The 12,954-nt window shown below is 42.0% G+C and carries 11 protein-coding genes; all 11 read left to right on the top strand.

Annotated features, from left to right (window positions below; genetic code table 11):
• Window positions 1-147 precede the first annotated feature (147 nt).
• The 11 genes from hutU (at window position 148) to MPH60_RS11705 (ending at window position 12,925) form a co-directional block, all read left to right on the top strand.
• Window positions 148-1,824 carry a urocanate hydratase gene (hutU, locus tag MPH60_RS11755; protein ID WP_241588852.1) on the top strand — a complete coding sequence of 559 codons (1,677 nt, stop codon included), beginning with the start codon at window positions 148-150 and terminating at the stop codon, window positions 1,822-1,824.
• Window positions 1,821-3,119 carry an imidazolonepropionase gene (hutI, locus tag MPH60_RS11750; RefSeq protein ID WP_241588851.1) on the top strand — a complete coding sequence of 433 codons (1,299 nt, stop codon included), beginning with the start codon at window positions 1,821-1,823 and terminating at the stop codon, window positions 3,117-3,119. The genes hutU and hutI overlap by 4 nt, the downstream gene beginning before the upstream one ends.
• A gap of 226 nt (window positions 3,120-3,345) precedes the next feature.
• The gene (locus tag MPH60_RS11745) at window positions 3,346-3,498 is read left to right on the top strand and encodes a hypothetical protein (protein ID WP_241588850.1); all 153 of its coding nucleotides are present in this window, start codon (window positions 3,346-3,348) and stop codon (window positions 3,496-3,498) included.
• Between the two features lie 224 nt (window positions 3,499-3,722).
• The gene (locus MPH60_RS11740) at window positions 3,723-5,108 is read left to right on the top strand and encodes an MFS transporter (protein WP_241588849.1); all 1,386 of its coding nucleotides are present in this window, start codon (window positions 3,723-3,725) and stop codon (window positions 5,106-5,108) included.
• 82 nt (window positions 5,109-5,190) lie between these two features.
• Entirely contained in the window at window positions 5,191-6,750 is a 1,560-nt protein-coding gene (hutH, locus tag MPH60_RS11735) for a histidine ammonia-lyase (RefSeq protein WP_241588848.1), read from the top strand.
• A 94-nt stretch (window positions 6,751-6,844) separates the two neighbouring features.
• On the top strand, window positions 6,845-7,984 hold the full coding sequence (gene solA / locus MPH60_RS11730; RefSeq protein ID WP_241588847.1) for an N-methyl-L-tryptophan oxidase: 1,140 nt from the start codon (window positions 6,845-6,847) through the stop codon (window positions 7,982-7,984).
• Window positions 7,985-8,237: 253 nt separating this feature from the next.
• Entirely contained in the window at window positions 8,238-8,996 is a 759-nt protein-coding gene (locus MPH60_RS11725) for a LamB/YcsF family protein (protein ID WP_241588846.1), read from the top strand.
• 121 nt (window positions 8,997-9,117) lie between these two features.
• Window positions 9,118-10,257, top strand: a complete 1,140-nt coding sequence (locus MPH60_RS11720; protein WP_241589043.1) for an NRAMP family divalent metal transporter — start codon at window positions 9,118-9,120, stop codon at window positions 10,255-10,257.
• Window positions 10,258-10,348: 91 nt separating this feature from the next.
• On the top strand, window positions 10,349-11,140 hold the full coding sequence (locus MPH60_RS11715) for a putative hydro-lyase (RefSeq protein WP_241588845.1): 792 nt from the start codon (window positions 10,349-10,351) through the stop codon (window positions 11,138-11,140).
• A gap of 22 nt (window positions 11,141-11,162) precedes the next feature.
• Window positions 11,163-11,921: a 5-oxoprolinase subunit PxpB gene (gene pxpB, locus MPH60_RS11710; protein WP_241588844.1), complete on the top strand. Its 759-nt coding sequence runs from the start codon at window positions 11,163-11,165 to the stop codon at window positions 11,919-11,921.
• A complete protein-coding gene (locus MPH60_RS11705) occupies window positions 11,918-12,925 on the top strand; it encodes a biotin-dependent carboxyltransferase family protein (RefSeq protein WP_336275348.1) in 1,008 nt (335 codons plus the stop codon). Before pxpB ends, MPH60_RS11705 begins: the two co-directional genes overlap by 4 nt.
• The last annotated feature ends 29 nt before the right edge of the window (window positions 12,926-12,954 follow it).

The raw sequence follows: 12,954 nt of genomic DNA, 5'->3' as shown, positions 1-12,954 counted from the left end.
CAATGTAATTCATGAAATTATTCATAAAAAAATAAGGAAAACTGCAAAAAGTGTAAATAAATTATAAAATTATCATTAAATTATAATGAATTATTCTGAATTTTTCTTATAGAATGAAAATATAACAAACCAAGGGGGAAAGTGAAAATGAATACGATTACAAACAAGGTTATACGTTATAGAGGTACTGATTTGCATACGAAAGGCTGGCAACAAGAGGCAGTGCTTAGAATGCTGATGAATAATTTGGATCCTGAAGTCGCTGAACGTCCTGAAGATTTGGTTGTATACGGAGGGATTGGGAAAGCAGCACGTAACTGGGAATGCTTTGATGCAATCGTCAAATCACTAAAAGAGCTTGAAAATGATGAAACTTTACTGGTCCAATCAGGGAAACCGGTGGCAATTTTTAAAACGCATACCGATGCACCCCGTGTCCTGATTGCCAATTCAAATATCGTCCCGGCGTATGCGAACTGGGAAACATTCCATGAACTTGATAAAAAGGGCTTGATGATGTATGGGCAAATGACGGCTGGCAGCTGGATATATATTGGCTCTCAAGGAATCGTACAGGGTACATACGAGACATTTGCCGAGCTTGCAAAACAGCATTTCAATAATTCGTTAAAAGGTACAATCACTCTTACGGCAGGTTTAGGCGGCATGGGTGGGGCACAGCCACTGGCAGTTACCATGAACGGTGGAGTCTGTATCGGAATCGATGTTGATGAGACAAGAATTGACCGGAGGATCGAGACTCGTTATACCGATGTGAAAACGGATTCTTTGGATGAAGCTATTCGTTTAGCCAAAGAAGCTAAACTTGCAGGAAAAGCATTATCGATTGGTTTGATTGGGAACGCTTCAGATATTCTTCCAGAAATGATTGCAAGGAACTTCATTCCGGATGTCTTGACCGATCAGACTTCCGCCCATGATCCGCTAAATGGATATACACCTTCAGGTTTGTCAATGGCGGAGGCGGCAGAATTACGAAATGCGAATCCAGAAGAGTATATTAAACTCTCTAAAGCTTCAATGGCCAAACATGTTAGCGCGATGCTTGAAATGATGGAAAAAGGAGCCGTGACGTTCGATTATGGCAATAACATCCGTCAAGTTGCGAAAGATGAAGGCGTAGAGAATGCTTTTGACTTCCCTGGCTTCGTTCCAGCGTATATCCGTCCACAATTTTGTGAAGGAAAAGGTCCATTCCGCTGGGTTGCTTTATCTGGTGATCCTGAAGATATTTATAAAACAGACCAAGCCATTTTACGCGAATTCGCGGATAATGAACATTTATGTAACTGGATTAGAATGGCTCAAGAAAAAATTCAGTTCCAAGGTCTGCCTTCCCGCATTTGCTGGCTTGGTTATGGGGAGCGCGCACGTTTTGGTAAAATCCTTAATGATATGGTTGCCAGCGGTGAATTGAAAGCACCGATAGTAATTGGACGTGACCATTTGGATTCAGGCTCTGTCGCTTCGCCAAATCGTGAAACGGAAGCCATGAAGGATGGATCGGATGTAGTGGCTGACTGGCCGATCTTAAATGCAATGGTGAATGCAGTGGGCGGCGCAACTTGGGTATCCGTACATCATGGCGGTGGCGTAGGAATGGGATATTCCATGCATGCTGGCGTGGTCATTTTGGCTGACGGCACCGAAGAAGCAGCAGCCAGGATTGAGCGAGTGCTGACAACGGACCCTGGGATGGGCGTAGTGCGACATGTTGATGCAGGATATGAACTTGCAGAGGAAACAGCCCGTGAAAGAGGTATTAATATCCCGATGCTTGATAAAGGAATTGATAAACAATGACAAAGCCAATTTGGATAAAACATGCCGCTCAACTTGCTACCCTTACCTCTGAAAGGAAAGGACCGCGTTCCAAAGAGGCAATGTCGGAGCTTGGTTTGATAGAGGATGGAAGTATATGGATCGAATCTGGGTTGATTCAAGCTGTCGGTACAACCAAGGAATTGGAAAAACTCTATGCTGATAGATTGCATGAAGCTGAAGTTTTCGATGCTACTGGCCATTTGGTGACACCAGGGCTTGTAGATCCCCATACGCATGTAGTATATGGCGGAAGCCGTGAGCGTGAATTCGAAATGCGTCTAGAAGGTGCAACATATATGGACATCATGAACGCAGGTGGGGGCATTCATGCAACCACCCGCATGACAAGGGAAGCAAGTGAAGAAGAGTTGATGAAACAAACCATACGCCGCCTTGATTCGTTTCTATCTCATGGCGTGACTACTGTAGAAGGTAAAAGCGGTTATGGAATGAATTTGGAAACCGAATTGAAGCAGTTGCGGGTGATGAAGAAGTTACAGGAAGAGCATCCGATTGATCTAGTACCTACTTTTATGGGAGCCCATGCGGTTCCAAAGGATTATAAAGGCCGTGAGGATGAATTTGTCGATCATCTGATTAATGATATGCTTCCAATCGTTTCTGAAGAAAAGCTTGCTGAATTCAATGATGTGTTTTGTGAAAAAGGGGTTTTTACCCCTGAACAATCAGAGCGGATTTTAAAGGCGGGGAAAAAGTACGGCTTGATCCCTAAAATTCATGCTGATGAAATTGAGCCATACGGGGGAGCGGAACTAGCTGCCAAAATAGGGGCTATATCAGCTGAGCATTTATTAAAGGCTTCCGAAGAGGGAATTCAGGCCATGGCTAAGTCAGGAACCATTGCCTGCTTGCTTCCAGCCACAGCTTTGTATTTAAGAGAAGATGCGGCCCCAGGACGCCGAATGGTTGATGAAGGTGTAGCTGTTGCCATTTCGACCGATTGCAATCCCGGATCCTCGCCGACGACTTCCATGCCACTTGTCATGAACCTGGCTTGCATCTCGATGCGGCTGACCCCTGCTGAAGCGCTTACGGCGGCAACATACAATGCTGCTTGTGCAATCAACAGACAAGAAAAGGTAGGTTCGCTTGAAGTGGGAAAACAAGCGGATGTCGTTTTATGGAATGTTGAAAACTATCAGGAATTGCAATATTTATTTGGGGTTAACCACGTTAAGGCTGTATGGAAAAACGGTGTTCAAGTTGTGAATGATAAAGTGAAGACTGATGCCAAAAGCCTGACGGGCCTTTAAAAATCACTTTTCTCAATCAATGTCTACCCATTCCATCCGCTGAATATTTAGGGGATGGAATGGGCTTTTAGAAGTATTCAACAAATGGAATGGTACTGAATAGTAGGATGATGATTTATCATCCTGCCCATTTTTAGCGATATACACTTTACTGCTTTACAGTGAAATTAAATGAAAGTGTTTTATGGAATTCGTGGAAATGAATCTTCCATGTGGAGGGGATTTTATGTGGATAATCACTATCCATTCGAAAAATGGCATAAAAATGTTTGAGTTTACCACAGAAAAGGAAGCTAGGGAAAAATTCGAGGTAATGGAAGGCTGTAAAATACTTAGTGAAGTCCTTTATTTCAATGATAAACAAATGATAAACAATTGATCGAATCTTAAACTATATTTTCATATATTAAATAGAAATTAAAAGGTAGAATGATTTGATATAGTTTATAAAAAGAGTATGATTTCATAATATTCTTTGCTGATCTTTTTATAGTATTAAGCTTAATCGATTCATTCAATTTCAGGGTCACTACTGGAGTTTTACAGGAATAGTGTTCTTTTTGAATCGATATATCTTATAAATCAAAAAGTGGAGGGGATTCTTTGAACGAACAAAAATTCACGATTGACGATGCCCCATTTAATAGGTTTCATTTTCGAATTGCAGGACTTACATTCGGTTCCAGCTTTTGTGATGGCTATTCTCTAGGGATCATTGCGATGGCCCTGACTGTATTCGGTCCTCAAATGAATATGAATTCATTGTGGACAGGGCTGATCGGCAGTTCTGCTTTAATCGGTCTGTTTGCGGGATCTTTAATACTTGGGAGACTTTCTGACCGTGTAGGCAGACAGAAAATCTTTCTCGTAAACTTTTTACTTATTACGGTAGCTACTATTTTACAATTTTTTGTTAGCAGCCCAGAAGAGCTTTTTATTTTACGGTTGCTGATTGGATTTGGACTTGGAGGAGATTACGCTGTCGGTACGACTTTACTCGCCGAGTTTTCACCAAAAAAGTATCGCTCCTCTCTCCTCGCGTCTATAAACGTAGTATGGACGCTTGGATATGTAGCATCAAACTTTGTTGGTCATTACCTGGGACAGGCTGGTTCAGACTCATGGCGTTGGATGCTTGTCAGCGCTGCCATTCCGGCTATTGCGGTTTTAATCTTAAGAATAGGGACGCCTGAATCACCAAGGTGGCTTGTCAGCATGGGGCGTGTCGAAGAAGCTCGCCAGATCGTAAAAAAACACCTTGGATCGAACGTTGAAATGGGAGAAACGACGACTGGCACAGAAAATCAAAAGGCACTTGGATTTCGTGGACTTTTCAGTAAAAGGCTTCGTAAGCGTTTGGCTTTTGGTGGAATATTCAAATTAACTCTTGTTATTCCGTACTTTGCAATTTACACTTTCCTGCCTTCCATACTTAGTACAATGGGTTTTGAACAGAATTTTTTTGCCGATACAATGTTAAATCTATTCTTGCTTGTTGGGGCAATTGTGGGTCTATGGCTGCTTGCAAAATTTTCTCGTAGAGGATTTACCATCGGGGCTTTCACGATCCTTACCGTTTCATTGTTTTCACTCAGCTTCTTGCACAATGGTTCTCAATTCTTAATGTTGACAGCCTTCTTGATCTTTACTTTTTTCATGTCAGCAGCATCGAACCTTACATTAGTATACCCAGCAGAACTTTTTCCAACTGAGATCCGTGGCTCGGGAATAGGTATGGTTACGGCAATCAGTCGGATTGGTTCTGCAATTGGAACATTTCTGCTGCCTGTTTCTTTAAGCTCGTTTGGATTAAGTGCCTCAATGGCAGGAATGGCAGCCATTCTGCTGGTCGGTCTGATCGTATCGATCGCCTGGGCACCTGAAACGAAGAATCTATCATTACATGAAGCAAGTGACCCTTTGCTAGAAGCGGAGAATTCTCCGAAGGGAACCGCTATTCCCTTTACAGAAAATGAAAAAATAACATAAGATTAACTTCCAGCAAATAAATGAGAAGGACCAAAACGTTTTTCTCCTTCTTGATGAGTCATATGAGAGGAGATGTATAAGGATGACAACTACCGATCGTTTACATCCTATGGATATAAAAGAGGTTTTACTAGGTGATGATGCCATCTCAATCCAAGAGGTAATTGCAGTTGCAAGATATGGTGCAAAAGTTACTTTCACCGAGGCATATTGTGAAAGGGTGGATAAATCACGAAGCTTAATAGACAAGTTTTTAGATGATAATAGATTGATTTACGGTGTAACGACAGGTTTTGGCAGTAATATGACGGAGGTGATTTCTCCAAAGGACGCCGAAACCCTTCAACGGAATATTGTTCGTTCACATGCCGTTTCTGTTGGGGAAACTCTTGAAAAAGAAGTCGTAAGGGCCATTCAATTGATGATCCTCGTGAATTTAGGCCAAGGGTATTCAGGGGTCCGTTTTCAAGTTTTAAAGCTTATCGCTTCACTGTTAAATCATGATATACTTCCCTATGTTCCAGGTGATGGGTCAGTGGGGTATCTTTCTCCTGAAGCTCACATGGCCTTAGTGGTGATTGGTGAGGGGAAGGCATGGTATAAAGATGAGCTTATACCTGGCATGGAAGCTTTAGAGAAAGCTGGATTAGCACCTGTTACGTTGGGTGCCAAAGAAGGATTGGCGCTTACAAGCGGGACTACTTCCGTTACTGCGATGGCTGTCTTGGCTTTATACAATAGCATGCAAGCCGCAAAAACAGCCGACATTACGGGGGCTATGTCCTTAGAAGTGCTAAAAGGTACAATAAAAGCATTTGATCCCCGTCCCCACGCATTGAAAAAACATGAGGAACAGGCTAAGACAGCCAGAAATGTTACAAGGATTCTTGAAGGCAGCCAAATCATTGAAACTTACAAGGAACATAGATTACAAGATGCACTTAGCTTACGATGCATTCCACAAGTCCATGGAGCCATAAAAAGAGTATTGAAGGACGCTGCTTTTTCGATCGAAAATGAAATGAACTCTGTAAGTGACAATCCTCTGATTTTTCCGGAAGAGGAAGATGGAATGGCCATGATGGCTGGAAATTTTGATGGTTCATTTGTTGGGATTTATACGGATGCGATTTCCATCGCGTTAGCAAACTTAGCAAAAATAACAGAACGCAGAATAGATCGGCTTGTAAACCATCACCTTAGTGAATTACCTAATTTCTTAGTGGTTAATCCAGGCTTAAATAGTGGCTACATGATTCCGCAATATACAGTTGCCGGGTTATTGAATGAAATCAGGGTACTCTCGCATCCAGCCACAATAGATAATATCCCTACCTGCGCAAATCAAGAAGACGTGATAAGTTTTGCCTATTTCGCTGCGAAGAAAGCCTATCGGATTTCGAAGAAACTTGAATACATTTTAGCCATTGAACTGATGACCGCAACCCAAGCCATGGACTTTCATTTGCCCTTGAAACCGTCACCGGTTACGGAGGGGGTGTATCATTTAGTTCGGAGCGAAGTCCCGATGGTAGAAGAAGACCGTTTTTTCCATCCTGACATTGAAGTGATATATAGGCAAATTCATGAAGGGGAAATAGTGAAGTTCGTTGAAACGGCAATCGGGGAAATAGAATTCTAAAAGCATGTGGAAGCTGTTTTACTTTATTAAATAAAGTAAAATGGCTTCCTTTTTTTAAAATGAAGGATCATATTTAAAGGAGGAGGGATGAAAGATGCATTATGATGTAATTGTAATTGGAGCTGGATCTATGGGTATGTCTGCAGGTTATTATCTATCAAAAAATGGACAAAAAGTATTACTATTGGATTCCTTTGCTCCTCCTCATAATAAGGGCAGCCATCACGGGGAAACAAGAATTATTAGACATGCTTATGGTGAAGGCAAAGAGTATATTTCATTGGCACTTAAATCCCAGGAGCTATGGGGTGAATTGGAAGGGAATTCGGGGAAACAATTATTTCTTCCAACGGGTGTCCTGAATGCTGGTAGCGAAAATTCCAGTTTCATTAAGCAAGTGATAGCGGGATCAATCGAATATGGGTTACCTATGAAAATCTTGGATTCAGATGAAATTCATGATAGATGGCCTGGAATAACACTGCCGGAAGACTACATTGGATGCTATGAATCGACTTCGGGCGTATTGAAAAGTGAAGAGTGCTTAAGAGCATATCAGCAACTTGCGATATCTCAAGGTGCCGACGTCAGGGTAAACAGTGAAGTGAAGAAGATAGTTGTTCATGGCAATGGGGTCACGATTAACACGGATGAACAAACATTCCACTCAGAATCTTTAGTGGTTGCTGTTGGGGCGTGGGCACCGAAAATATTGGCGATGTTAGATCTAAATCTGCCGCTGCAACCCATCAGAAAAACATTTGCCTGGTTTCATGCAAATGAAAGATTATATAATCATCATGATTTTCCGGCTTTTTCTTTTGATACTTCAGTTGGTACATACTATGGCTTTCCTAGTATAGATGGTTCTGGAATGAAAGTAGGGAGACATGATGGGGGAACCCATATAAATCCTGATGGCTGTATGGAAGGTTTTGGTGAATTGGATGAAGATGAGGGAGATTTGGTGAAGTTTTTGGGGAAATATATGCCTGCTGATCAAAAATTGAACTATGGGAAAACTTGCATCTACACCATGACCCCTGATGAGCATTTTATAGTGGATAAACATCCTTATTATCCACACATTGCCATAGCAGCAGGTTTCTCTGGACATGGTTTTAAATTCAGCAGTGTCATGGGAGAAATTTTGAGTGACTTGATTATCTCCGGTACGAGCAAGGAAGATATTTCATTGTTTTCTATTAATCGTTTTAAAAATTCATTGTCATAATATACTCCAAACTTTAGCTGTGTAATCAGCCGTTGCTTCCTTTCAAAGGAAACAACGGCTTTTTTTATATCCAACTATAATGTTAGGTTATCTTACAAACTATTGTCGAAATAATTAAAATATGCTAGAATGAGAATATTCCGAAATATGAAACTAAAATTCCGAATTTCGGAACTAATGCATTTAAGTGATTGAAAGAGTAACTACATAATTTTTATTTACTGAAATTTCCGTTAATAAAGGAGAGGGTAGTATGAACACGGTTGATTTGAATTGTGATTTAGGAGAAAGTTTTGGCGCCTACCGGATAGGTAATGATCAAGAGATTTTGGACTATGTAACATCTGTCAATATAGCTTGTGGATTCCACGCTGGTGATCCGACAGTCATGAGAAAAACGGTCCAGCTTGCGTTAGGGAAAGGTGTCAAGATCGGAGCCCACCCAGGTTTACAGGATTTAATAGGATTTGGCAGACGCAATATGAATATTTCTCCACAGGAGGCTTATGATATTGTCGTCTATCAAATTGGTGCATTGAATGGCTTTCTGCAATCCGAAGGCGGAAGTATGCAGCATGTGAAACCGCATGGGGCTTTATACAATATGGCCGCAAAGAATAAAGAGTTATCCAGGGCCATTGCCGAAGCGGTCTATAAAGTGAATCCTGACCTTATCTTATTTGGTTTGTCGGGCAGTGAATTAATACGTGCCGGACAGGCCATCGGATTGCAAACCGGGAGTGAAGTTTTTGCCGACCGTACCTACCAACATGATGGTTCATTGACTTCCCGATTGGAAAAGGACGCATTGATCGAAAACGATGATGATGCCGCTGCCCAAGTCATTCGCATGGTGAAGGAGGGAAAGGTGCTGTCTCAGCAAGGCTCAGATGTGGCTTTAAAAGCGGATACCATTTGTATTCACGGGGACGGGGCACATGCTTTATCCTTTGCTCGGCTTGTTAAGGAATCTTTGCAATTATCTGAAATAACAGTAAAGTCCTTTACTTGAAAAAAAATAAACAATCAGGAGGCAGATTCCATTGGAGCCAATCAAAAATACAACAGCACAGAAAAAGAACCCGACTAAGCCAAAAACAAACCGCACTTTATTGTTAGGTGCCGCATTCCTAATGGCAACATCGGCAATAGGACCTGGTTTTTTAATGCAAACAACCGTTTATACCCAAAGTCTTGCGGCAAGTTTCGGTTTCGTTATTCTTATTTCGGTCATTCTTGATATATTTGCCCAAACAAATGTATGGCGCATTATTGCTGTATCCGAAAAACGGGGTCAGGAAATTGCAAACATGGTCCTTCCTGGGCTGGGTTATGTACTGGCAGCACTGATCGTTATGGGCGGGCTGGCATTTAATATTGGAAATATAGCAGGAGCCGGATTAGGTCTTAATGCAATGACGGGAATATCCCCAACAGCGGGGGCTGCAATAAGCGCAGTCATCGCCGTCCTGATTTTTGTAGTGAAAGAAGCAGGAAAAGCGATGGACCGTTTTACGCAAATTGCCGGATTTTTCATGATTTGTTTGATGATTTATGTCGCTTGGACAACCTCACCTCCAGTCGGGGAAGCGGTAGTGAGGACCTTTGCACCTGATAAAATCGATATTATCGCAATCGTTACATTAGTTGGTGGATCTGTAGGCGGCTATATTACATTTGCAGGGGGACACCGTCTCTTAGATGCAGGCGTGAAGGGCGTTGACTCATTACCTCAGGTCACGAAGAGCTCGGTAATGGGGATATTGATCACGACGGTCATGCGTGTTGCGTTATTTCTAGCAGTACTGGGTGTTGTATCGAAGGGTTTACAAATTAATCCGGATAACCCTGCAGCATCCGTTTTTCAACTCGCTGCCGGGGATGTAGGTTATAAAATCTTTGGAGTCGTCATGTGGGCAGCAGCTATCACATCTGTTGTTGGGGCGGCATATACTTCCGTTTCATTTATCAGAACTTTCAGCGAAAAGATAAATAAGAAGGCTAACTGGATAATCATTGGTTTTATTGTCGTTTCGACCATTTGCTTTCTATTAATTGGTCAACCGGTTAAAGTACTGCTAGTAGTTGGGGCCATTAATGGACTCATCTTACCAATTGCCCTTGGAACATTGCTGATTGCCGCATATAGGAAAAACATCGTGGGTGATTATAAGCATCCTTTATGGTTAACGATTTCCGGCGTATTCGTTGTAGTCATCATGGCGTTAATGGGCGTATATACATTAATGAAACAACTGCCAGCACTTTTTTAATGATTAATGAATGAAAATCCAATAAATAAAGGTGGAAGTGGCGTGCCAGTTCGTGAACTGGCTGTCAATTCGTACTAGGAGATGAATACTAATGATCGATCTTTCTCAAGCTACACCGGCTGAGTTGCGTACATTGATTCGAAACAACGAATTGATAAAACCGACTGCTGGCATGGCTAACGGTTATGCACAAGCGAACTTAGCCATCTTAAAAAAAGAGCATGCTTTTGATTTTTTATTATTCTGTCAGCGCAACCCTAAATCCTGTCCATTGCTGGACGTTACGGAAATTGGATCACCCATACCTAAATTTGCTGCTCAGACCGGAGATTTACGCACAGATATTCCAAAATACCGAATATATAAATATGGAGAATTAGTGGAAGAAGTAACGGATATCTCAAACTACTGGGAAGACGATATGGTTGGATTTTTAATTGGGTGCAGTTTTACATTCGAACACGCCCTTTTGAATAATGATATATCGATTCGTCATATTGAAGAGGGATGCAATGTACCTATGTATAAAACCAATATCCCTTGTATTGAAGCAGGGATATTTCATGGGAAAATGGTGGCTAGCATGAGGCCGATTCCACAAAAGGATGTGGTGAGGGCAGCTCAAGTGACATCGCGGTTTCCTGCAGTTCATGGTGCTCCAATCCATATTGGCGACCCTGAAGTGATCGGTGTTTCCAGCATTCAGCATCCGGATTTTGGTGATTCAGTAACGATTCGTGAAGGCGAAGTCCCAGTCTTTTGGGCATGTGGTGTAACGCCGCAATCCATTGCTATGGAGACTAAACCGGAGATCATGATCACGCATGCACCTGGACATATGTTCATAACGGACATTCGTGATGAAAAATTAGGAGTTTTATAACTGACAGAAAGAGATGAGTCCTATGCCGGAAAAGCTATTGAATATAACTGCATGTACACTTTCTCCATTGGGCGATTCCGCAATCGTGATTACATTCGGGAATGGAATGGAATACAGCATACACAAAAAAATAAAATTATTAATGGATTTACTTGAAGATGAACCTTTTGCAGGATTTATAGAATGTGTACCTGCTTTTACTAATTTGACGGTTTTTTATGATCCACTTGTTGTTTATAAGGATCAAAAACAAAGCAATGATACGGATCCCATATCTCCTTATGAAGTGGTCCGTTCCATCCTGGAAACGAAATTACAGGATTTAAAAGAAACGAAGAAACTCTCACACCGGACAGTTTCCATTCCCGTGTGCTATGGGAAGGAATATGGACCGGATTTGGAATATGTTGCCCGTTATAATGATTTAACTACTGATGAAGTCATTCATATTCATTCAACCGGGGAGTATTTGGCCTATATGATTGGGTTCGCACCAGGTTTCCCGTTTCTTGGCGGAATGTCAGAAGAAATCGCGACACCTAGGCGTTCCTCGCCCCGAATGACCATTCCGGCAGGGGCAGTGGGAATCGCCGGTATGCAAACGGGTGTATATCCTATATCAACACCTGGTGGATGGCAATTGATCGGACAGACGCCAACCAAACTATTTTTACCGAATGTAAATCCTCCAAGTCTATTACAAGCGGGAGACATTGTGAAGTTCCATCCGATTTCGGATCAAGAATATAAAGAAATGATCCTTAAGGAGGGATTACAGTGAGCCTGCGCGTAATCAAATCGGGATTATTGACTAGTATACAGGATCTTGGAAGAAAAGGATTCCAGCAACATGGGGTGATTGTAAGCGGGGCAATGGATGGACAGTCTTTACGAATTGCCAATATGCTGGTTGGCAATAAAGAAGGTGAAGCCGCCTTGGAAATTACTTTGATGGGGCCGGCCTTTAAAGTCGGGAAAAGTTGCCTGATTTCGATAACGGGTGGAAACTTATCACCTACAATTGATAATCAGGCTGTACCGATGTGGAGGCCTATCCTTGTGAAAAGTGGATCGATTCTTCGATTTGAAGGGTGTAAATCAGGTTGCAGGGCTTACTTAGCAGTGGCGGGCGGCTTCGCTATTCCTGATGTGATGGAGAGTAAAAGCACATATCTAAGGGCTGGGATTGGCGGCTATATGGGGAGGGCATTAAAGGCTGACGATGTCTTGGAGTTTAATGAACCTTCGAAAAATCTTGATGTTCGGGAGTTCAAAGGTTCATTTTCCTTCCCAAAGTGGTTTGTTAATGAGAAGGAGTTCATGCCAGGAGGAAAACCTCTCATCCGTTTCATCGATGGAAGCCAATATGAAAGTTTTACAGATTCCAGTAAAGATAGTTTTGTAGCGGGGGCATTTAAAGTTTCCAATCAATCCGACCGCATGGGATATAGATTCTCAGGACCGACACTGGAATTAAAGGATAATGGGGAATTATTATCAGAAGCGGTCACAAATGGGTCCGTTCAGGTTCCTCCTGATGGAAACCCGATCATTCTCCTTGCGGATAGCCAAACAACGGGGGGATATCCTAAGATAGCTCAGGTCATTACGGCAGATTTACCAATCATCGCACAGGTTAAACCAGGGGAATCTCTTCAGTTCTCACGGGTTACCTTAAAGGAGGCTGAACGGCTTTTCCTTCAAAAAGAATGGCAATTGAAGGAATTGCAAGTTTCGATTTCCTTGGCCCTGAACAAATGGATGGATATATCATTCCTTCGGTAAAAAACACGAAAAAAAGAAAGTACTCTTTA

Origin of the sequence: Peribacillus sp. Aquil_B1, assembly GCF_022603275.1 — a bacterium.
Classification (GTDB): Bacteria; Bacillota; Bacilli; order Bacillales; family DSM-1321; genus Peribacillus.
The sequence above is the reverse complement of the archived record's forward strand: the minus strand, read 5'-3'. Positions and strand labels throughout refer to the sequence as shown.